The following is a 22,329-nucleotide window of genomic DNA, read 5'->3' on the forward strand; positions in this document are numbered from 1 at the left end:
TTAATACTCATGTTCTTGCTCATGCTCTACTAAGCTCAGCATCCACTCTTTAAACGAAACTATTTTACCAAGCTCTGTTTGCGACTCACGAAGCACTAAGTAATACGCATTTTTACTCTCTAGGCTATGATTAAACGGAATTACCAAACGCCCTGCGTCTATGTCGGGTTTAGCTAATACACTATTGCCGATTGCCACACCTTGTCCATGTACAGCTGCTTGTAACACCATAGAGGAGTGGCTAAATATAGGCCCTTGATTTACCTGGATGTTACGCACGCCTGCGGTTTTCATCCACGTTTTCCAGTTTTTACGTGTAGTGTCGTGTAATAGTGTGTGATGCGCTAAATCACTAGGTTGATCAAGCGGCTTTAATCCGCTTAATAACATAGGACTACAAAGTGGTACTAAATATTCGGTATGAAGCTTGTACGCTTGTACGCCATTCCAATGACCCCTTCCATAATAAATAGCAATATCTACGTCATCAGTGAGTGAGTTTTCATCTTGGTCTTGTGCTTTTATTCGAACATCTATCTCTGGATGTAACTCATTAAACAAACTCAAACGAGGCACTAACCACTGAATAGCAAAACTAGGGGTTAGGCTTACCGTTAGTGAGCCCTTAGCGCCACGAGCTAATAGCTTTTCAGTTGCATCAATAAGCTGAGTAAAAATCTCTTTAATATCTAAAAAATAGCCTTGGCCTTCTTCAGTTAATAATAAAGAGCGGTTTTTACGTAAAAACAACTTCAGCCCTAAATGCTCTTCAAGAGTTTTTATTTGATGACTTACTGCCGCCTGCGTTACATAAAGCTCTTCTGCAGCTTTTGTAAAGCTTAAATGGCGTGCAGCCGCTTCAAAGGCTTTTAATGCGTTTAATGGAGGTACCCGTCTTGACATAATAACCAAGCTTAGAATTAGTTTTTCTTATGCGTGAGATTATATACATCATATAAGTTTGTGTATATTAAAGGCATAATAAAAGCGACCTGAGTCGCTTTTTAATAAAAATCATGCTTAATTATAAATCGCTTGCACTTGTATCAAGTGGAGCAAAACTTTTAATTAAATCATCAACCGCTTTCATTTGCGTTAAGTAGCCTTCTAACTTGCTAAGCGCTAGCGCACATGGGCCATCACATTTAGCTTCGTTAGGATTTGGATGCGCTTCGATAAATAAACCAGCAATACCCAACGCCATACCACTGCGCGCAAGCTCTGCAGCTTGTGCACGACGACCATCAGCAGAGTCAGCTCGTCCACCAGGGCGTTGTAGCGCGTGTGTTGCATCAAAAATAACAGGTGCCATTGCCTTCATGTCATCCATACCCAGCATATCAACCACAAGGTTGTTGTAACCAAAGCTAGAACCACGCTCACAAAGAGCTACGTTGTTATTACCAGCTTCATTAAATTTAGTAATGATATGACGCATTTCATGTGGCGCTAAAAACTGTGGTTTTTTCACATTAATAATTGCACCTGTTTTAGCCATCGCCACAACTAAATCTGTTTGACGCGCCAAAAAAGCAGGTAACTGAATTACATCAACAACTTCTGCAACAGGTGCAGCCTGATGCGGTTCATGTACGTCAGTAATTAGTGGAATTTTAAACGTGTTTTTAATTTCTTCGAATATTTTTAAACCTTCTTCCATACCTGGACCACGGTACGAATTGATTGAAGAGCGATTAGCTTTATCAAATGAGGCCTTAAATACATAAGGAATATTTAGTTTCGTCGTAACTTCTACGTAATGCTCTGCAACACGCATTGCTAAATCGCGAGATTCTAATACGTTAATACCACCAAACAATACAAACGGTTTGTTGTTTGCAAGTTCAATTTCATTAATTTTAATAATTTGGTCTTTCATTTAAATTCCTTAAGGTGCAACTGCTTGCATCATTAATCCACAAATATAAGCCATATAAGTACCCACACCGTAGCCTAGTACAGCTAACAAGACACCAACAGGCGCTAATGACGGATGAAACGCTGATGCTACAACAGGTGCTGACGCTGCGCCGCCCACATTAGCCTGAGAACCCACTGCCATATAAAATAACGGTGCTTTAATCAGTTTAGCCACAATTAACATAATGCTTGCATGCACTAACATCCAAATTGCACCCACTAAAAATAGCCCAGGGTTATTGAAAATAGCGGTTACATTCATGTGTAAGCCAATCGATGCAACCAAAATATATAAAAAGCTAGAAGCTACTTTTGAAGCGCCAAACGCTTCTATTTGCCTCACTTTAGTAAACGATAAGCCTATGCCAATCGTTGTTGATATAACAATTAGCCAAAAGAATTTACTGTTTAAGCTGTATTCTTTTGCCCATTCATAAGTAGTGCCAAAGTACGGCCCCAAAAAGTCAGCGCAAAAGTGTGCTAAGCCAGTTATACCAAATGCAATTGCAATCAGCGTCATGTAATCATTAAGAGTCGGAATGCGTGCATGTTCTGCGTGATATTCTTCCACACGCTTTTTCAAGTCTTCAATTGCGCTTGTATCAGCACCCGTCGCTGCATCAATCTTTTTATGATTTGCTGCCATTAACAATAAAACAGCCATCCAAATATTAGCGACAATTACATCGACTGTAATCATTACAGAAAATATATCACCACCAACTTCAAACATTTCTTTCATTGATGCTTGGTTAGCACCGCCGCCAATCCAGCTACCTGCAACAGTTGTCATACCGCGCCATACGGCATCTGGGCCATGCCCACCAACAATACTTGGGTCAAATGCGCTCACCACTAAAATAGCTAATGGCCCACCAATAACAATGCCTAAAGTACCCACTAAAAACATAATAAGTGCTTTAGGGCCTAAGTTAATAATCGCTTTTAAATCAATACTAATGGTAAGTAGTATTAAACAGGCAGGTAGTAAGTAGCGCGAAGCCACATAATAAACATTAGATTTATTACCATCTACAATACCAAAGGTATTTAATAACGAAGGTAAAAAGTAACACAGCAATAAAGCAGGTACGTATTTATAAAATCGTTTTAAAGCTGGACGCTCACTGTTTGAGGTTTTAAAAATAACCCCCAAAATAATAGCAAGCAAACCAAGCACAACGGCATCATTTGTAATTAATGCGCTTTGAGTTTCAACCATAATTATTCCTATTCTTAATGGTGCGTTTTATTATTATCTTCTAGTTCTTCTATTTGGTGTTGAATAATCTCTATTGCAGGATCGTCCGGACACTCATCTACAAAAAACTGTAAATCATCACGTGCCATTTTAGGGCAACCGAGCTGATTTAATAAGTAACCTCTGTCGCGTCTCTCATACGGGTCGTCGCCTATTAACTCCATTAGCATCTCTACACAGGTTAAAGCATGACCAAATTTATTTTCGCTAATGAAAGACCATTTTTGCTGAGCTAAAAATAACTTATATACTTCGTCATCAAAAATCAGTTCTAGTGGCTCTTGCTCTTGACCATCATCTTCATCTGCGTTTTCAGGGATAATATACCAACTTTGTTGTCCACTGCTTGGCTCAATTATGTAGCCTTCTTCATCACTAATCGCCACATGTACACCAACATCACCTTGGGTAAGACTAAGGTTCGCGTCACAGTTAGCTTGTTGTAAAAAATGACAAAGTATAATTGCCAGTGTTGTAGGTGAACCACTGCGCATAGAAAGCGTATAGCTTAATGTATTTAATTTATATTCAGGCACTTTTAAACCTGATGCACTAAATAGCCAATCACTGTAAAACATATCTAATAATTTTTCGAGGCGATCGTGCTCATCACTCACTTTTAAACACAGCGCTGAAATTTGCTGTTCAAAGTCAGTTAAAGTTTCATAACATGGTGTTAAATCTATCTGAGGGTCCCACTTTGACTCTGCTTTAATACAGCGGTAAATCGCTGGAGGTGTAAATTCATCGTAAGCATCATCAAGATAAGATTCATCGTGTTCGTCAAACCCGAGGGTAGTCATTAATACTGCAACATTTTAGAAAACGAAGGCGTAGTTTACCTAACTTTAAAGCTATATACCAATATAGAGGTGTATTTGAATATTTTCTGAGAGGGAGTTGTATTTGAGCTTTACAAAACAACTATAAAGCTCAAATAGTCAGATATTACTTAAAGCAAAAAAGCTGATTTAGACGTCGCTAAATAACCTATCGCTAAAATAACAGCAGTGTTAACTAAAACGTAAGCAACTTTAGCCGCCATTTTTGTTTGTCGGGCGCTTTTAGCCCCAATACCAATATATATAACCACTAAAACTATTTTTTCTAATAGCCAATATTGTTCAAACGGATTAATTTTAGCCATAAATATAAGCGTAAGTGCAGACACTAATAATAAAGTATCTATACTGTGACTACCAATCATTACCGCTTTATTTTTTGCTAATTTACCACTGCCCATTCGCGAAAAAGCGCGAACATAAAATAATATTACACTTAACATCGCAATTGCCATGTGCGAGTGCTTTACTGCTAAATAATCCATATGCCCCTGTACTTCTGTTTTATAAAAATTTAATCAGGAAAACGGCTAAGAACCGCCTCTAACTCATCAAGCTTTTCGTTAAATACTTCAACCATTTTTGGTTCAAAATGTGTGCCTTTTTCAGCATTAATTTCATCAACCACATTTTGTAATGTCCAAGGCTCTTTATAACACCGTTTATGGCGAAGTGCATCGTATACATCAGCAAGTGCGACTATGCGACCAAATACATTAATTGCGTTTCCGCTTAGACCTTGTGGGTAACCAGACCCATCCCATTTTTCATGATGCTCTTTTGCAATAATTGCACCTGTACTCACAATTTCATGGGGAGAGTCTTTTAAAATAGTATAGCCTTTATCAGTATGGGTTTTCATCACTTCCCATTCTTGAGGTTCTAACTTTGCTGGTTTGTTTAAAATCGCATCAGGAATACCCACTTTACCTACATCATGAAGAGGAGACGCCAACCTTACTAAATCTGCATCATGTTTAGATAAACCATAGCCCTCAGCTAAAATATGACAAATATGTGCTACACGTTTAACATGATTACCTGTCTCGGTTGAGCGCTGCTCTACTGCTTCACTTAACCTATAAACAAGCTCTTGTTGTGTCGCTTCTATTTCAGACTGAAGCTGCACATTTTCAAAGGCAAGTTGCACATTTTGAGAAAATATTTTGATTAAATGACGCTGAGTATCCGTTAAATCCTTTGGGACACCTGATATGAACAGCATTGAGTTATGATTGTACTCACTACTGCAGTACGCAAATAAGTAATTATCTTTATAAATAATACTTTTATCATTAAGCGCCTGATGACACGCACTTAACTGCTCAGCTTGTAATACCTCATCAAGCTCTTTACCTTCACTTTTTTCAAAATCGCCAGTGCCAGAGCAAACTATTAGTTTTTTATTTTTTTCATGTTCTGGGTTTTGTGCAACTAAAGTGGTGGCATACATAGCTTGATCAGCAATACCCAATAAAGATGTTAATTGCTGCATAACGCCTTCAATAAAGTGCTCTATTGAATGCGCAGAAAAAATATCACGAGACGCTATAATTATTTTCTCAAGCCCTTCGCGTGATTGCTCAATCGAAATAATATCCCGATACGAGCGTAGGCTCGACATAATAACAGTAAATAATTTTTGAGCCGTTAGCTCCGTTTTCGATTTGTAATCGTTAATATCATAATTAATAATGACTTGACGTTCAGGTGCCTGGCCAGGTTGGCCTGTTCTTAAAATAATCCGTATATGATTATTTTTAGCTTCTTCACGAATAAACTTAGCAACCTGCAAACCAGCGTCGTCGGTTTCCATTACCACGTCAAGTAGCACAATAGCGGCATCTGGATGCTCTTTTATGAGCTCTTTCGCTTCAGCACCTGAGTAAGCACTAATAAACTCTAAGCGTTTATTTTGAAATTCAAAATCACTCAGTGCTAGTTTTGTAACAGCATGAACTTCAGGTTCATCATCAACGATTAATACTTTCCAGGTACCGTGTTCAATCTCATCGATTGTTTCTTCTGGTTCATCTGAAAATAAAAAATCACCCATCATAGTCGAAATTCCTTCATGGCATTATTTAACGCACTAGTAGGCAATTATTATTCTCTAGGGCCACAGTGCAAGTGTTACACGGTCATTGTTACCAAGGTCTTTCACTGTTTTAATATTAACAAACGCCATTTTTTCAAAAAAATGACGAACAGCTTCACCTTGCTCAAAACCGTGTTCTATTAAAAGATAGCCATTAGATGACAAATAGTCACGTGATTGTGTAATTATTTGTTTAATATCAGACATTCCGCAATCATCAGCCACTAATGCCGATAAAGGCTCAAAGCGCACATCACCCTGATTTAAATGTATATCACTACTTTCTATATAAGGAGGGTTAGTGACAATTAAATTGAATTTTTCGCCATGCAACTCACTAAACCAGTTACTTTGTTTAACATGTACATTATTAATCGCTAATCGCTGCTGGTTACGTGTAGCAAGTGCAACTGCATCGCTTACTCTATCTACTGCCGTAATTTGCCAATTAGGCATTTCACTACCCAGTGCCAACGCTATTGCACCAGTACCAGTGCCTAAATCAAGCACCTTTGCTGTAGCGGGTAGCGCTATTTCAAGTGCTTGCTCGACTAATGTTTCAGTATCTGGTCGAGGTATTAGGGTCGTTGCGTTAACTTCAAGCGATAAGCTCCAAAATTCACGCAGCCCAGTTATATGGGCTACGGGCTCACCTTTTAAACGTCTTTGGATAAATACATTAAACTGCGATTGTTGCTCATCACTAAGCGCATGTTCTGGCCAAGTAAAAAGGTAACTGCGAGGTTTTTGAAGTATATGAAGAAGTAAAACTTGTGCATCTAATTTAGCACTTTCGCTGCTAAGTGCTAATAAGTCAGCACCTGCAGCAATTGCTTGTTCAAGAGTGTGAGCCACAATTACTCGTCGCCCATGGCCGCAAGTAAGTCAGCTTGATGCTCTTGCATTAATGGGTCAATAATCGCACTTAAATCACCGGCTACCACTTCGTTTAAACGATAAAGTGTTAAGTTAATACGGTGATCGGTAATACGACCTTGCGGGTAGTTATAAGTACGAATACGCTCAGAACGATCGCCACTACCTACCAAGTCACGACGTTCAGAGGCTTCTGCCGCATGGCGTTTTTCATCTTCAGCTTGTTGCAGTCGAGCTGCAAGTACTGACATCGCTTTAGCGCGGTTTTTATGCTGCGAACGCTGATCCTGACACTCAACCACAACACCGGTAGGTATATGTGTAAGTCGAATAGCAGAATCAGTTTTATTTACGTGCTGACCACCTGCGCCTGATGCACGAAATGTATCAACTTTTAAATCTGCTGTATTAATTTGTATCGCTTCTGCTTCTGGTACTTCTGCCATAACCGCAACAGTACACGCTGAGGTATGAACACGACCTTGTGATTCAGTCTCTGGTACACGTTGTACGCGATGTACGCCTGATTCAAACTTTAATTGACCGTAAACGCCTTCGCCACTGATATTTGCAATAACTTCTTTGTAACCGCCATGCTCACCTTCATTGGTGCTTACAACTTCTACTTTCCATTTTTTATTTTCTGCGTAGCGGCTGTACATACGAAATAAGTCACCAGCAAAAATAGCCGCTTCATCGCCGCCCGTCCCTGCACGTACTTCAACAAACACGTTGTTGTTATCTCGCGGATCTTTTGGCAACATTAATACTTGAATTTGATCTTCAATCACTAGTATTTGTGCTTTTGCTTCTTTATATTCTTCTTGCGCCATTTCACGCATTTCAGGGTCAGAATCTTTAAGCATTTCTTCTGCACTGGCTAAATCGTCTTGCGTTTCTTTATAGTTTAAAAACGTTTTTACAATCTCTTCAAGCTCAGAATACTCTTTTGAAAGCGCACGAAAACGGTTTTGATCACTAATGACCGACGGGTCGCTTAGCAGCGCTTGTACTTCTTCGTAACGCTCTACTAAGGTTTCTAATTTATTATAAACAGACTCTTTCATTTAACGGTTATTCCTGATCAATACCTAACATTTTTTTCAACTGGTTTAGCTGCGCCACTTCACCTTTTTTCGCTGCATCTTGTATTGCACGGGTAGGCGCGTGCATTAAGCGATTGGTTAATTTATTGGCGAGCTCTAATATAATTTTTTCTGCATCTTTACCTGTATTGAGCTGACTAACAGCACGCTCTACAAGTTCAGACTTAATTGTTTGTACATCGTTTCGATAATGGCGGATTAAATCTACCGAATCGAGTGAACGCATCCACATTACAAATTCTTTGGTGCGTTCAGTAATAATTATTTGCGCTTGCTGTGCAGCTTGCTCGCGCGCTGCCATATTCTCGCTTACAATGGTTTGTAAGTCATCAACGGAATATAAATAGGCAGCATCTAGCTCCCCAACTTGGCTTTCTATATCACGCGGAACCGCTATATCTATAAATAGCATAGGTTTGTGACGTCGCTGCTTTAGCGCCTGCTCAACCACCCCTTTACCAATAATAGGCAAAGTGCTGGCTGTAGAACTAATCACTATATCGGCTTTATGCAAACGCTCAGGCAATTGCGCCAAAGCAATCACATCTGCCGACACTTCATCAGCTAAGTTACGAGCTCGCTCAATAGTTCTATTTGCAACAGTGATATTTTGAGGCTCATTTTGGTATAAATGTTTAGCAACCAATTCAATGGTTTCACCTGCGCCAATTAATAACACATTGGTCTTATCAAGCTTGCCATAAATATGCTTTGCCAAGTTAACTGCAGCAAACGCTACCGATACAGCACTTGCGCCAATATCGGTTTCAGTTCTAACTTGTTTCGCTACTGAAAATGTTTTTTGAAACAACCTATCAAACGTAACACCTACTGCATCGTGGTTTTTAGCACTAAAAAACGATTGTTTTATTTGCCCCAAAATTTGCGGTTCGCCCAACACCAAAGAATCCAACCCACACGCCACGCGCATTAAGTGATTAATAGCATCGTTATCTTCGTAGCAATAAGTGTTTTTGCTCAGTTCATGTTCATCCAAACCATGGAAACTGGCAAGCCAGCTCAACAGTGTTTGGGAATTTTGCTGAGCGAGGCTACAATAGATCTCGGTTCGATTGCAGGTAGACACAATAACCGCTTCATTAAAGTCGGCATGGCCACTTAATTGTTGCAACGCCTCTGAAATTTGCTCAGGCGAAAAAGCCACTTTTTCACGTAATTCTACGGATGCGGTTTTGTGATTTATACCTAGTGCTATTATGGTCATATTTGCCAAATATTGCTGAGCCCTACTTCAAAGGCGGTAATTTTACCAAAAATCAGCGGAATATGGAAAGTAAGGAACAACATTTGATTCGACAATATTTGATTTTATTCATGTTTTTTTTGTTTTTAGGTGGCTGTGCTCATCAAATTGATACAAAAACAACACTTTATGATGATTGGAAACCACGTTTAGCTGCTCAAAAAACTTGGCAAGTAGAAGGTAAACTTGCATTTATTAGCCCAGAAGAGCGTCAATCTGCAAACTTAAATTGGCAGCAAACAACAAATTCCAATAATTTAATACTGACTACTTTTATTGGTACTCGTATTTTGTCGCTTAAACAAACAGCTAACGATGCTGAATTAGAGTTTGACGGTGAACAATACTTTAATACTAACGCTGCAGAGCTTTTAAAACGATTAACGGGTTTTACACTACCGGTTGATAATGCCGATAACTGGCTTAAAGGCACTATTGACGATGAAAGTTTAATTGTTGATGAGCTTGGGCGTGCAAAGCAAGTATTATGGTTTGATAATACAGGCAAAAAATGGCAAATAGATTATGGCACTTATGTACAAAACGCAGGTTACTGGTTACCTACTAAACTGACGTTAAAGCACCAACAAATAAAAATTAAAATTCAACTATACGATTGGCAGTTTAAATAAGTATGAATAACAAAACCTCTTTTTCACTTATAGCTCCGGCAAAACTCAATTTATTTTTACATATTAATGCTCGCCGAGAAGATGGTTATCATGAACTTGAAACCTTATTTACTTTTTTAAATTTTGGTGATGAGCTGCATTTTGAGTTAACAACAGATGGGAGTATTTCTGTCGGTGGTGATACTAAAGATATCCCTCTAAATGATAATCTCATCTATAAAGCGGCTTTATTATTACAAACACACTGTAAAACCTCTTTGGGTGTAAAAATAAATTTAATTAAGCGCTTGCCGATGGGGGGCGGTGTTGGAGGAGGTTCATCTGACGCAGCGAGTACTTTATTAGCCCTAAATAAGTTATGGAAATTGGCACTAAATTTAGAAACACTAGCTCAACTAGGGCTCAAGTTAGGGGCAGATGTTCCAGTGTTCATACAAGGTCAAAGCGCCATAGCGCACGGTATTGGTGAAAAACTACACCACGTAACACTTGAACAAAAATGGTACTGCGTTGTACACCCTAACCAACATGTAAGTACCGCAAAAATATTTACACATCCAGATTTAAAACGCGACACACCAAAAATAATAGGCGACTGGAAACACCATACTTTGACCAACGATTGTGAGCCTTTAGTTAAAAAGCTTTGCCCCGAGGTTGAAAAAACCCTCCAGTGGTTGCTAAAATACGCACCGTCGAAGATGACCGGAACAGGTTCATGTTGTTTTGTCGAATTTGCTAGCCAAGTTCAAGCACAAGATGTACTTGAAAATCTCCCCCATACTTGGCAGGGTTTTGTGGCTTCAAGCGCAAATGTCTCACCTGCTCATACGGAGTTAACCGCCATATTCGATCAATGAAGTAACGTACAAGTAATCATAAGTTAACCCGCAGTGAAATTTATCATTGCCCGTTAGTCCAAATATTCAGTGCCTGAGGAACCCTACCGTGCCTGACATGAAGCTCTTCGCTGGTAACGCAACACCTGAGTTAGCTCAAAAAGTTGCAAAACGTTTATATATTGAATTAGGCGATGCTGTTGTTGGCCGTTTTAGCGACGGTGAGATCAGTGTTCAAATAAATGAAAATGTTCGTGGCTCGGACGTTTTTATCTTGCAATCAACCTGTGCCCCTACAAACGATAACCTGATGGAACTTATCGTTATGGTTGATGCTCTACGTCGTGCATCTGCAGGTCGTATTACTGCCGTCATTCCTTATTTTGGTTATGCGCGCCAAGACCGTCGTGTACGTTCTGCTCGTGTTCCAATTACCGCTAAAGTTGTTGCAGATTTCTTATCAAGTGTTGGTGTTGACCGTGTTCTTACGGTTGATTTACACGCTGAACAAATCCAAGGCTTCTTTGATGTACCTGTAGATAACGTATTTGGCAGCCCTGTATTACTTGAAGATATGAAAGAACGCGACTTTGAAGACGTCGTTGTTGTATCTCCAGATATTGGTGGTGTTGTACGTGCTCGTGCAATTGCAAAACTACTAAACGATACCGATTTAGCAATCATTGATAAACGTCGCCCTCAAGCAAATGTTTCTCAAGTAATGCACATTATTGGTGACGTTGAAGGTCGTGATTGTATTATCGTAGATGATATGATTGATACCGGTGGTACATTGTGTAAAGCCGCAGAAGCACTTAAAGAACATGGCGCTAAGCGTGTATTTGCATACGCAACGCACCCTATCCTTTCAGGTAAAGCAGCCGAAAACTTACGTGACTCAATGATTGATGAAGTAATTGTAACTGACTCAATTCCGCTATCTGATGAGCTTAAAGCCCTTGATAAAGTTAAGGTACTTACGCTTGCTGACATGTTAGCAGAGACTATTCGTCGTATTAGTAACGAAGAATCTATCTCAGCGATGTTTGAACACTAAAATTAAACATTCCTGAATATAAAAGCGCCTTTTGGCGCTTTTTTTGTAAGCGATGTTTATTTTATCTGGGCGTGGTGGTATGATAGCGCGCCTTTTGGCTAGGGACCTTGGTCGCAAAGGCCCTACACATTTAAATAACTGGAGACATCATGTCTAACAAAACTTATACGTATAACGCTGAACTTCGCGTAGAAACTGGTACTGGTGCGAGCCGCCGCCTACGTCGCGAAGACAAAGTTCCTGCAATCCTTTACGGAGCTGATAAAGAAGCTTTATCTCTTACTTTTGCTCATAAAGATATGATCAAAGCTCAAGAAGACGAAGGTTTCTACACGCATATCCTTACGCTTAACGTTGATGGCGAAGCTGTTGAAGTAATCTTAAAAGATATCCAACGTCACCCATTCAAGCCTAAGCTTACTCACCTTGATTTCCAACGTGTAGATGCTACTCATAAATTTCAAACTAAAGTTCCTCTACACTTCATCGGTGAAGAGATTGTAACTAAAGCTGGCGCAACTGTTGTTCACCAGTTAACTGAAGTTGAAATTACGTGTCTTCCAAAAGCACTTCCAGAATTCATTGAAGTAGATGTTTCTAAGTTTGTTGTTGGCGATTCAGTTCATATCTCTGACCTAACTTTCCCTAAAGGCGTTAGCTCTGTAGATTTAGCTAAAGGCGAAGGCCATGATCAGTCTATCCTGACTATCAAAGCAAACAAAGCAGCTCCAGTTGAAGACGACGCTGCAGCAGCAGAATAATATTTAAGGTCTCGCAACCTTGAATTCTATTCAAATGCTTGTGGGCCTGGCTAATCCAGGCCCCGAATACGCAAACACACGCCACAATGCAGGTGCTTGGTTCATCGAGCAAATCGCTGCACGCTATAACTGCACTCTAAAACACGATCCTAAATATCACGGCCTTACAGGCAAAGTGATCATTCAAGGCCAAGAATTCAAATTATTGATCCCCACTACTTACATGAATTTAAGTGGTAAAGCGGTCAGTAGTTTAGCTAATTTTTTCAAAATCCCTGTCGAGGACATTTTAGTTGCCCATGACGAATTGGATTTAGACCCAGGCGTTGCCAAATTAAAAAAAGGTGGCGGGCATGGCGGTCATAATGGTTTAAAAGACATTATTGCAAAAATGGCAAATCAAAAAGACTTTATGCGCTTGCGCATTGGTGTAGGTCATCCGGGGCATCGTGAAATGGTAACTGGTTGGGTGCTTGGAAAAGCGGCCAAAGAAGACCAAGAAAAAATGGATGCTGCTGTTGATGAAGCAGTTCGTTGCATGGAAATACTTGCAAAAGATGGTGTGTTAAAAGCACAAAACAGACTACATTCGTTTAAACCCTAGTAACTTGGGTCCAAGTACACCGTTTAAACGAATTCTAAACAAGGTATCTTACTATGGGTTTTAAATGTGGCATCGTTGGCTTGCCTAACGTAGGTAAATCAACGCTTTTCAATGCACTAACTAAAGCGGGTATTGAAGCCGCTAACTTTCCTTTTTGTACCATTGAGCCTAATACAGGTGTGGTACCTGTGCCAGATCCTCGTCTAGACGAACTTGCTAAAATTGTTAATCCTCAACGAGTTCTTACCACTAGTATGGAATTTGTAGACATTGCTGGCTTGGTAAAGGGCGCATCTAAAGGTGAAGGCCTTGGTAACCAGTTTTTAGCTAACATTCGTGAAACCGATGCAATTGGCCACGTAGTTCGCTGTTTTGAAGATGAAAACATCATACACGTAGCAGGCACTATTGACCCTGCTGACGATATTGACGTAATCAACACTGAGTTAGTACTTGCTGATATGGATAGCGCTGAAAAAGCCCTTTTCCGTAACGCAAAAAAAGCAAAAGGTGGTGATAAAGACGCCAAAGAGCAAAATGCCGTACTTGAAAAAGTAAAAGTGCATCTTGATGAAGGCTTAACTTTACGCGCTTTAGCATTAACTAAAGAAGAAAAAGCAGCAATCAGCTCTATCAACTTCTTAACTATTAAACCAACTATGTATATTGCAAACGTTGCTGAAGATGGTTTTGAAAATAATCCATACCTTGACCGTGTACGCGCTATTGCTGCAGCAGAAGATGCGATTGTTGTTCCTGTATGTGCTGCTATCGAATCTGAGCTTTCAGAATTAGATGACGAAGACAAGCTTGAGTTTATGGCTGATCTTGGCTTAGAAGAGCCCGGCCTTAATCTTGTTATTCGTGGTGGTTATGAATTACTACAATTACAAACTTATTTCACTGCGGGTGTTAAAGAAGTGCGTGCATGGACAATCCCTGTAGGTGCAACAGCGCCACAAGCAGCGGGTAAAATCCATACCGACTTCGAGCGTGGCTTTATTCGTGCGCAAACGATTGCTTTTGACGACTTTGTTGCCTTTAAAGGTGAAAGCGGCGCAAAAGAAGCAGGTAAGATGCGTCAAGAAGGTAAAGAGTACATTGTTAAAGACGGCGATGTAATGAACTTCTTGTTCAACGTATAAGTCAAATGAAACCAAGTTAGTATTGGTAATAATTTTAAAGGCTCGTTTTTACGAGCCTTTTTTGTACCTCCAACGTTATAAACTTATAAAATTGGTTTAGCCCCAACCTAAATGCCTACGTTTAATTTAAAAAAACACACTGCGCAGAAGATCAAACCTCAATAATAAGTACCTCTTAAACAAATTAATGTTAAGATTTAACCAGAGCGTAATAATTTGTCGAATAATCAAACAGCTTCAAACTATTGGTTTTTGCTTTTTTTATTTAGCGACAAATTTTGTATGTGAATTGCACTCAAAAAATCATCATTTTTATTAAAATTTAGCCGCTTAGCTTAATTTTCCTGCAAACAAACACAGTTAAGTGTTTTTTTGCAAAAAAGGTGTTGACGAATTTGGGTCATATCAGCATAATACGCCCCGCACTCAGCGATGAAGTGCTAACAAAAAAAGATGGCTAAGTAGCTCAGCTGGTTAGAGCACATCACTCATAATGATGGGGTCACAGGTTCAAATCCCGTCTTAGCCACCATGTTTTTTGTTGCTCAATGAAGAGTTTAAAATAACTACCTTGTGTGCGGGAGTGGCGGAATTGGTAGACGCGCTGGATTTAGGTTCCAGTATCTTAGGATGTGAGAGTTCAAGTCTCTCCTTCCGCACCATAATTCTTGATAAGAATTAAAACTATCAATTGTTATTGTTGGGATATCGCCAAGCGGTAAGGCACCAGGTTTTGATCCTGGCATTCCCAGGTTCAAATCCTGGTATCCCAGCCAACAATGGCTAAGTAGCTCAGCTGGTTAGAGCACATCACTCATAATGATGGGGTCACAGGTTCAAATCCCGTCTTAGCCACCATTTCTCTTTTTAGAAGTGGCTCTGCAAGAGTTAAATTGCACTCAATGAAGAGTCTAAAATAGCTACCTGTGTTTTATAACACAAACGATGCGGGAGTGGCGGAATTGGTAGACGCGCTGGATTTAGGTTCCAGTAACTTCGGTTGTGAGAGTTCAAGTCTCTCTTTCCGCACCATGTTCTTGATACGAACTAAAAATATCAATTAATTCTTTGTTGGGATATCGCCAAGCGGTAAGGCACCAGGTTTTGATCCTGGCATTCCCAGGTTCAAATCCTGGTATCCCAGCCAACTTCTTCTACCAAGGAAAGTTGGATAAAAGAATGACTCTTGCTTAGAGTTTAAATGAGCAAATTAGTGATGCGGGAGTGGCGGAATTGGTAGACGCGCTGGATTTAGGTTCCAGTATCTTAGGATGTGAGAGTTCAAGTCTCTCCTTCCGCACCATGTTCTGATAAGAACTAAAATTATAAAAGAATTCTTTGTTGGGATATCGCCAAGCGGTAAGGCACCAGGTTTTGATCCTGGCATTCCCAGGTTCAAATCCTGGTATCCCAGCCAACTTCTTCTACCAAGGAAAGTTGAATAAAAGAATTACTCTAGCTTAGAGGTTAAATGAGCACATTAGTGATGCGGGAGTGGCGGAATTGGTAGACGCGCTGGATTTAGGTTCCAGTATCTTAGGATGTGAGAGTTCAAGTCTCTCCTTCCGCACCATGTTCTTATTAAGAACTAAAATTAATATCAAATTTATAGTTGGGATATCGCCAAGCGGTAAGGCACCAGGTTTTGATCCTGGCATTCCCAGGTTCAAATCCTGGTATCCCAGCCAATTTGACTTCCTCCTCTAAAACTTCTCAATATTCATTAAATTCAGCTTACTTTTTCTGTACTTAAATATACATTTATAAATTCGTCAATATTTATTGGTTTGCTATATAAATACCCTTGTAAATAATCACAGTTCATACTCAATAGCGCTTGCTCTACTTCTTTGGTTTCTATTCCTTCAGCTACTACATCGCAATTTAATCGGCTCGCCAAAAACAACGTAGATTCTACAATAGCGTAATCAGGCGGATTAATGAGCATGTCTTTGATAAACGATTGATCTATTTTTATCTGGTTTATGGGCAACTCCCTTAATAACGACAGTGACGAAAACCCCGTACCAAAATCATCAACACTAAATTTAAATCCACGCATACTTAACTGCTGCATCATTTTTCTTGCTGCGGGTATGTTTGTCATCATTGCCCCTTCTGTAATTTCAAATATTAGTGAATCACTTAAAGTCGGGTCAGTAGTAAGTAAGCTAATTATAAATTCGTAAAACTCGCTGCTTTCAATATCTTTCGTTGATAAGTTGACATGAATAGTACCGGTAAACCCAAACAGTTTAAGTTTTCTAATATGGTTAACTGCTTCTTGTACAACCCATTTCGATAAAACAAAAATAAGCCCTGTACGCTCAGCTACACTTATAAACTTTTCAGGACTAATAAAGCTACCATCAGCTTGCGGCCATCGGATCAGCGCTTCTAGGCCATGCAATTGAATATCTTTGGAGTTCATTATTGGTTGTAAATAAAGCTCGAACTCACCTTTGTGTAACGCGGCTTTAATTTTGACTGATAAATCAAAAAAGTCCTCAGCTCGTTTACCTATTTCAGATGAGTAATTTACTAAAGGTTGAAATGTCTTTTTTGCTTCATGCAGTGCCAAGTTGGCTTTTTTTAGTAACTGGTCGGGTAATCGGCTATCATCTGGGAAACGGCTTACGCCTATACTTAATTGTATTTTAACCATTTGCTCATGTGTACAAAACGGAGCTTTAACGGCTGAGTTTATAATATTTACACAGTGAGCCATGCTTTCATCAGTATCGGTATTCAGTAAAAACGCAAACTCATCCCCCCCTATTCGATATAACTTAGCAATGCCACATAGTTCTTTGCTTAACTTATTAGCAAAAGCAGCCAGTAGTTGATCACCACATTGATGACCAAACGCATCATTAATTTGTTTAAAATTATTTAAATCAATATAAAATAATGCAAATGAAGAAGGGTAATCGACTTGTTTACTCAAGGATTTAAAAAAGTTATTGCGGTTGGGTAAGGTTGTTAAGTTATCGTGCTCAGTTTGATATTTTTGATACTGCGTTGCTTGCTCTATTTTAAGGATGCTTTTCAAACTCAGTTTGACAACTAAGAAAACAAACCCTGCACCACCAAATAATATTGTGGCAACTGCATTTCTTATTATTGGTGCCGTATCGTAATTTGAAAAGTAATAAAGTATCCACCAATACCCTAAAATAAAACAGACAATAGCGCATAACAGTACACTCCACGCTCTTTGCGATGTTTTTTTACAAACTTTAAAGGTTGTTTTTAAGCTAGCAACTAGCAGTAGCGCACCTAAAATAATTATTACTGAAAAAAAATTATCCACACATAGGCTCTTTAAAATTATTAAATTGCGGTTTAGTGATATAACCCTAGTCAAATTAAAATTTTATTTAATATAACTGGGTCACTATTTGTCCGCTTAAAAACAGACATAAAAAAAGGCTCATAAATGAGCCTTTTTAATCTCTACTTTAAATTTAGCCTAAATCACCGCTAATTGCGTATTTTAAAACCCAGTTTTTTATAGGGCCTGTATTATTAGCCATTTTTAAAAACTGGCTACGTGCCCATTTAAGTGGCGCAACTTGGTTAGAAAAGCCAAAGTAACACGCGTCCATCATGCTCATCATTAATAAATTAGCTTTACGGCGAGCTCGCTCGTATTCTTTAAGCGTTATCGGGCACCCTATACCCCCTGCATTGTCTAAAACTTCAGCAAGTGCCACTACATCCTGAAAACCTAAATTAACGCCCTGCCCTGCAAGGGGGTTTATTGTATGTGCAGCGTCACCGACTAAAACTAAGCGCCCTTGTGAATAGTTGTTAGCATGTTGGCGAGTAAGCGGAAATATTGCATGGGTTTGTACTTCAAAGTCTCCAGCAAGTTCAGGAAATTTATTAAGTATGTGCATTTTTAGCTCAGCTGGGTTTAGCCCTTTAAATGCTTGCAGTGTATTTGCATCGTCGTACCAAATTAAATTAGCGTATGGTGCCTGCATTGGCAAAAATGCGAGTGGCCCACTTGGCGTAAACTGCTGCCATGTTTTAATTTGTTGCGGCGCATCGAGTTTAATTAATACCCCCATGCAATGCTGCTGATACTGCCAGCCGGTAATTCCTATATTAGCTTTAGCACGCAGCTGCGATTGTCCGCCATCGGCTGCAATCACTAAATCAGCGGTATAGGTTTGAGCTCCATACACAAGCGTAATTAAATCATCCGTTTGCTCTATTTTAGTAATAGGTGTGGCTTGCTCAATAACCTCAATCTTATAATGATCAAATTGCTGCCATAAACTTGCTTGAATTAAACTATTTTCAATTAAGTGGCCTAAATGCGTGGTGTTTATATCGGCGCAGTCAAACAATAAATTATCACCACCGCGCTCAAATGCCTCTAATTGTTGATAAGGCGCTATGCGGTTTTGCCTTAAAAGCGGCATTGCTCCTAATTCATCAAGTAAATTTTCTGAAAAACGATTAATAGCCGACACTCTAATATCAACCATATCACTACTAAGAATCTGTGATGGGTCTATTAGGTGTTTTTCGATTATGCGTACGCCAAAGCCCTGTTGAGCAAGCTTTATCGCCATAGCCGCGCCAACCATGCCACCGCCAACTACTATCACATTATTTTTAGTCATGTTTTTCATCATTTTATTATTACTTGAGTCTGTTTTGATTGTATCAAAATTAATTTGTTTTATACCAGAGGATATCCCTAACCGCTGATTAAACTCGCCTCGTATTGATTTGAGATCACAAACATGAAAACTATACTTGGATCTGGACGGGTATCCAGCTAAAATACGCCTCCTTTAAGTGAGCATGCTTGCTCCTTAATCCTGTTTCAAGCACATTTTTGTGCCACTATCGAATTGAACACGAGGCTATATTTCAATGAGCAAAAAGCTGCATATTAAAACCTGGGGTTGTCAGATGAACGAATACGACTCTCAGAAAATGGCTGAACTTTTAGATGCCACCAACGGCTACCAGCTAACTGAAGATGCAACAGATGCCGACGTAATCTTACTTAACACCTGTTCAATTCGTGAAAAAGCACAAGAAAAAGTATTTCACCAATTAGGTCGCTGGAAGTTATTAAAAGACGACAAGCCAGATTTAATCATTGGTGTAGGTGGTTGTGTTGCCTCACAAGAAGGTGACTCTATTCGCCAACGTGCGCCATTTGTAGATGTTATTTTTGGTCCGCAAACGCTACACCGTTTACCAGAAATGATTAAACAAGTGCAAGGCGACAAAGGCTCATCGGTTGTTGATATTTCATTCCCAGAGATTGAAAAATTTGACCGTCTGCCAGAGCCAAAAGCAGATGGCCCATCTGCTTTCGTATCAATTATGGAAGGCTGTTCTAAGTACTGTACTTTTTGTGTTGTACCTTATACTCGCGGTGAAGAAGTTAGTCGCCCAGTAGATGACGTACTACTTGAAGTTGCACAACTTGCAGAGCAAGGCGTACGTGAAGTAAATCTTTTAGGTCAAAACGTAAACGCATACCGCGGTGATACGCACGATGGTGAAATTTGTTACTTTTCTGATTTAATTCGTCTTATTGCAGCTATTGATGGTATTGACCGTATTCGTTACACCACATCGCACCCCGTAGAATTTACCCCAGATATAATCGACGTTTACGCCGATGTGCCAGAGCTTGTAGATCACTTACATTTACCAGTACAAAGTGGTTCAGACCGTATATTAAACCTAATGAAACGTGGCCATACGGCAATTGAATACAAATCGACAATTCGTAAGTTACGTAAAATTCGTCCTAACTTAAGTATGTCGTCAGATTTCATTATTGGTTTCCCAGGCGAAAGCAAAGAAGACTTTGAAGCAACCATGAAGCTTATTAGCGACATAGGTTTTGATATGAGCTTTAGCTTTATTTACAGCGCACGCCCAGGTACGCCAGCGGCAGATTTGCCGGATGACGTAACAGAGCAAGAGAAAAAAGAACGCTTATACTTACTACAAAACCGTATTACACAAATGGCGCAGCAAATTAGTCGTCAAATGTTCGATACAGAGCAACGTATACTTGTTGAAGGTCCTTCTAAGAAGAACCCTATGGAATTACGTGGCCGTACCGAAAATAACCGTGTAGTAAACTTTGTTGGCCCGCACACTGTGATCGGACAGTTTGTTGATGTACGTATTACCGAAGCACTACCTAACTCTTTACGTGGTGACTTAATTCGTACAGAATCAGAAATGAACTTACGACGTGAAGTCGCTCCTTCAGCTATTTTAACTAAAGCTGCAGCTGCAGAGCCAAAACCAGACACTGTTAACGAAATTGGCGTAGCTACTTTCGTTCCTTAGTCACACAATTAGCGCCAGTTAACGCTGGCGCAGTACTATAGGAAGCAATTTTGAGTAATCAGTTAAAAACATTAGAGATTTATTTAGAACCTGCCGATAACAAACGCCTATCTTCTTTATGTGGCCCGTTTGACGAAAACATCAAACAAATTGAACGCCACCTGGCTGTTGAAATAATTCACCGTGACAACTTTTTTAAAGTAACCGGTAAACTACACAACTGCGCCGGCGCTGTAGAAATCTTAAAAAACCTTTATGTTGATACTCAGCCAGTTCGTGGTGTTTTAGGCGAAATAGAACCCGACGCCGTTCATTTAGCTATTACCGAATCAAAAGCCTTAGAGCAAGATGCATCCAGCAGCGCTTATGGCAAAGAAATGGTTATTAAAACCCGCCGTGGTGTAATTAAACCACGTAACGACAACCAAGGTGTTTATGTGGCTAATATTTTAAACCACGACATTACCTTTGGTATTGGCCCTGCAGGTACTGGTAAAACTTACCTTGCAGTTGCAGCTGCCGTCGACGCTCTTGAGCGCCAAGAAATACGCCGTATATTACTAACGCGCCCTGCTGTAGAAGCTGGCGAAAAGCTTGGCTTTTTACCAGGTGATTTAAGTCAAAAAATAGACCCATACCTGCGCCCTCTTTACGATGCTCTTTTTGAAATGTTAGGTTTTGAAAAAGTAGAAAAACTCATCGAAAAAAATATCATCGAAGTCGCACCGCTTGCTTACATGCGCGGACGTACTTTAAACGATGCCTTTATTATTTTAGATGAAAGCCAAAATACCACCGCCGAGCAAATGAAAATGTTTTTAACCCGTATAGGGTTTAACTCAAAAGCGGTGATTACAGGCGATATTACACAGGTCGATTTACCTCGTGGGACACGCTCAGGCCTTCGCCATGCAATTGAAGTGCTTGATGGCGTAAACGAAATTAGCTTTAATTACTTCAAAGCCCACGACGTAGTACGCCACCCTGTTGTAGCACGCATAGTTGAAGCCTACGAGCGTAACGACGAAAGCGAGCGACTTAAGCGCATTGAAAAGCAAAATGCAAAAGACGCACTTGCTGCTCTTCAACAGCCTACTACTAAAGAGTAATACTTTGACAACCGAACTTGATTTACAAATAGCCTGTGAGTTTGACAACCTCCCAAGCGAAGAACAATTTGCACTATGGGCCGACAAAGCCCTTAGCCAATACCGTGACGAGTCCGAACTCAGTATCGTTATTAGCGACGAAGCGCAATCGCAACAACTTAATAACGACTATCGCGGTAAAAATAAACCGACCAACGTACTGTCGTTCGAATTTGAAGCACCACCAGGCATAGATATTCCTTTGGTTGGTGATTTAATTATTTGCCCAGCCATTGTATTAGCTGAAGCAATTGAGCAAGAGAAGTCATTTCATGACCACTTTGCTCACATGGTTATTCACGGATGCTTGCATTTGCTTGGATTTGACCATATAAAGAGTGAAGACGCTTTAGAGATGGAAAGCATCGAAAAGCAAATACTTGCAGAGCTAAACATAGCAGACCCATACCGGGACGATATTTAAATTAACGGAG

The 22,329-nt window shown here is 39.8% G+C and carries 20 protein-coding genes and 10 tRNA genes; 19 read left to right on the forward strand and 11 right to left on the reverse strand.

The features are described 5' to 3' along the window. From H5161_RS08380 to hemA, 9 genes are all read right to left on the reverse strand, one after another. The gene (locus H5161_RS08380; protein ID WP_002958561.1) at positions 1-903 is read right to left on the reverse strand and encodes a transcriptional regulator GcvA; all 903 of its coding nucleotides are present in this window, start codon (positions 901-903) and stop codon (positions 1-3) included. A gap of 121 nt (positions 904-1,024) precedes the next feature. Beyond that, positions 1,025-1,879 carry a 3-deoxy-8-phosphooctulonate synthase gene (gene kdsA, locus H5161_RS08385; protein WP_002958560.1) on the reverse strand — a complete coding sequence of 285 codons (855 nt, stop codon included), beginning with the start codon at positions 1,877-1,879 and terminating at the stop codon, positions 1,025-1,027. A gap of 9 nt (positions 1,880-1,888) precedes the next feature. Beyond that, positions 1,889-3,142: a DUF819 domain-containing protein gene (locus H5161_RS08390; protein ID WP_154903384.1), complete on the reverse strand. Its 1,254-nt coding sequence runs from the start codon at positions 3,140-3,142 to the stop codon at positions 1,889-1,891. A gap of 14 nt (positions 3,143-3,156) precedes the next feature. Beyond that, positions 3,157-3,984, reverse strand: a complete 828-nt coding sequence (locus tag H5161_RS08395) for a tetratricopeptide repeat protein (RefSeq protein WP_002958558.1) — start codon at positions 3,982-3,984, stop codon at positions 3,157-3,159. A gap of 149 nt (positions 3,985-4,133) precedes the next feature. Further along, positions 4,134-4,508: a SirB2 family protein gene (locus tag H5161_RS08400; RefSeq protein ID WP_024605422.1), complete on the reverse strand. Its 375-nt coding sequence runs from the start codon at positions 4,506-4,508 to the stop codon at positions 4,134-4,136. 29 nt (positions 4,509-4,537) lie between these two features. Continuing rightward, on the reverse strand, positions 4,538-6,082 hold the full coding sequence (locus H5161_RS08405; protein ID WP_024595292.1) for a response regulator: 1,545 nt from the start codon (positions 6,080-6,082) through the stop codon (positions 4,538-4,540). A 54-nt stretch (positions 6,083-6,136) separates the two neighbouring features. After that, positions 6,137-6,976, reverse strand: coding sequence for a peptide chain release factor N(5)-glutamine methyltransferase (gene prmC, locus H5161_RS08410; RefSeq protein WP_154903383.1), 840 nt, complete (start codon positions 6,974-6,976; stop codon positions 6,137-6,139). A 2-nt stretch (positions 6,977-6,978) separates the two neighbouring features. Next, a complete protein-coding gene (prfA, locus tag H5161_RS08415; protein ID WP_002958554.1) occupies positions 6,979-8,064 on the reverse strand; it encodes a peptide chain release factor 1 in 1,086 nt (361 codons plus the stop codon). Between the two features lie 7 nt (positions 8,065-8,071). Beyond that, complete coding sequence (gene hemA, locus H5161_RS08420) at positions 8,072-9,328, reverse strand: glutamyl-tRNA reductase (RefSeq protein ID WP_182769086.1); 1,257 nt, start codon at positions 9,326-9,328, stop codon at positions 8,072-8,074. Positions 9,329-9,411: 83 nt separating this feature from the next. Here hemA and lolB point away from each other — a divergent pair, with 83 nt between their 5' ends. The 16 genes from lolB to H5161_RS08500 all read left to right on the forward strand — a co-directional run bounded on the left by lolB (position 9,412) and on the right by H5161_RS08500 (position 16,093). Next, positions 9,412-9,999 (forward strand): lipoprotein insertase outer membrane protein LolB, encoded by a 588-nt coding sequence (gene lolB / locus H5161_RS08425; RefSeq protein WP_182769087.1) that lies wholly within the window; start codon positions 9,412-9,414, stop codon positions 9,997-9,999. Positions 10,000-10,001: 2 nt separating this feature from the next. Continuing rightward, positions 10,002-10,859 carry a 4-(cytidine 5'-diphospho)-2-C-methyl-D-erythritol kinase gene (ispE, locus tag H5161_RS08430; RefSeq protein ID WP_154903382.1) on the forward strand — a complete coding sequence of 286 codons (858 nt, stop codon included), beginning with the start codon at positions 10,002-10,004 and terminating at the stop codon, positions 10,857-10,859. Between the two features lie 88 nt (positions 10,860-10,947). Beyond that, entirely contained in the window at positions 10,948-11,895 is a 948-nt protein-coding gene (locus H5161_RS08435) for a ribose-phosphate pyrophosphokinase (protein WP_002958550.1), read from the forward strand. A gap of 149 nt (positions 11,896-12,044) precedes the next feature. Then, a complete protein-coding gene (locus tag H5161_RS08440) occupies positions 12,045-12,656 on the forward strand; it encodes a 50S ribosomal protein L25/general stress protein Ctc (RefSeq protein WP_002958549.1) in 612 nt (203 codons plus the stop codon). A gap of 19 nt (positions 12,657-12,675) precedes the next feature. Beyond that, entirely contained in the window at positions 12,676-13,260 is a 585-nt protein-coding gene (gene pth, locus H5161_RS08445; protein ID WP_002958548.1) for an aminoacyl-tRNA hydrolase, read from the forward strand. 53 nt (positions 13,261-13,313) lie between these two features. Then, positions 13,314-14,405: a redox-regulated ATPase YchF gene (gene ychF, locus H5161_RS08450; RefSeq protein WP_002958547.1), complete on the forward strand. Its 1,092-nt coding sequence runs from the start codon at positions 13,314-13,316 to the stop codon at positions 14,403-14,405. 455 nt (positions 14,406-14,860) lie between these two features. Further along, positions 14,861-14,937 (forward strand) — tRNA-Met (locus tag H5161_RS08455). A 45-nt stretch (positions 14,938-14,982) separates the two neighbouring features. Further along, positions 14,983-15,067: transfer RNA gene (locus H5161_RS08460), tRNA-Leu, on the forward strand. Between the two features lie 39 nt (positions 15,068-15,106). Then, positions 15,107-15,181, forward strand: a tRNA-Gln gene (locus H5161_RS08465). A gap of 5 nt (positions 15,182-15,186) precedes the next feature. Beyond that, positions 15,187-15,263 (forward strand) — tRNA-Met (locus H5161_RS08470). An 89-nt stretch (positions 15,264-15,352) separates the two neighbouring features. Then, positions 15,353-15,437: transfer RNA gene (locus tag H5161_RS08475), tRNA-Leu, on the forward strand. 40 nt (positions 15,438-15,477) lie between these two features. Next, positions 15,478-15,552: transfer RNA gene (locus H5161_RS08480), tRNA-Gln, on the forward strand. Between the two features lie 71 nt (positions 15,553-15,623). After that, positions 15,624-15,708, forward strand: a tRNA-Leu gene (locus H5161_RS08485). A 39-nt stretch (positions 15,709-15,747) separates the two neighbouring features. Continuing rightward, positions 15,748-15,822 (forward strand) — tRNA-Gln (locus H5161_RS08490). A gap of 71 nt (positions 15,823-15,893) precedes the next feature. Beyond that, positions 15,894-15,978: transfer RNA gene (locus H5161_RS08495), tRNA-Leu, on the forward strand. 40 nt (positions 15,979-16,018) lie between these two features. Further along, positions 16,019-16,093 (forward strand) — tRNA-Gln (locus H5161_RS08500). Between the two features lie 41 nt (positions 16,094-16,134). Here the strand turns inward: H5161_RS08500 and H5161_RS08505 are convergent. Beyond that, complete coding sequence (locus H5161_RS08505) at positions 16,135-17,718, reverse strand: bifunctional diguanylate cyclase/phosphodiesterase (protein ID WP_002958546.1); 1,584 nt, start codon at positions 17,716-17,718, stop codon at positions 16,135-16,137. A 154-nt stretch (positions 17,719-17,872) separates the two neighbouring features. Continuing rightward, entirely contained in the window at positions 17,873-19,054 is a 1,182-nt protein-coding gene (locus tag H5161_RS08510; protein ID WP_182712218.1) for an FAD-dependent monooxygenase, read from the reverse strand. A 244-nt stretch (positions 19,055-19,298) separates the two neighbouring features. Between H5161_RS08510 and miaB the strand changes: the two genes are divergently transcribed. The 3 genes from miaB to ybeY are packed head-to-tail and all read left to right on the forward strand — an operon-like array spanning position 19,299 to position 22,319. Further along, positions 19,299-20,747: a tRNA (N6-isopentenyl adenosine(37)-C2)-methylthiotransferase MiaB gene (miaB, locus tag H5161_RS08515; protein WP_002958544.1), complete on the forward strand. Its 1,449-nt coding sequence runs from the start codon at positions 19,299-19,301 to the stop codon at positions 20,745-20,747. A 50-nt stretch (positions 20,748-20,797) separates the two neighbouring features. Beyond that, positions 20,798-21,856 carry a PhoH family protein gene (locus H5161_RS08520; RefSeq protein ID WP_002958543.1) on the forward strand — a complete coding sequence of 353 codons (1,059 nt, stop codon included), beginning with the start codon at positions 20,798-20,800 and terminating at the stop codon, positions 21,854-21,856. Between the two features lie 4 nt (positions 21,857-21,860). Continuing rightward, positions 21,861-22,319: an rRNA maturation RNase YbeY gene (gene ybeY, locus H5161_RS08525; protein WP_182671337.1), complete on the forward strand. Its 459-nt coding sequence runs from the start codon at positions 21,861-21,863 to the stop codon at positions 22,317-22,319. Positions 22,320-22,329 lie beyond the last annotated feature (10 nt).

Origin of the sequence: Pseudoalteromonas sp. SG43-5 (genome assembly GCF_014164345.1) — a bacterium.
In the GTDB taxonomy this organism is placed as follows: domain Bacteria; phylum Pseudomonadota; class Gammaproteobacteria; order Enterobacterales; family Alteromonadaceae; genus Pseudoalteromonas; species Pseudoalteromonas distincta.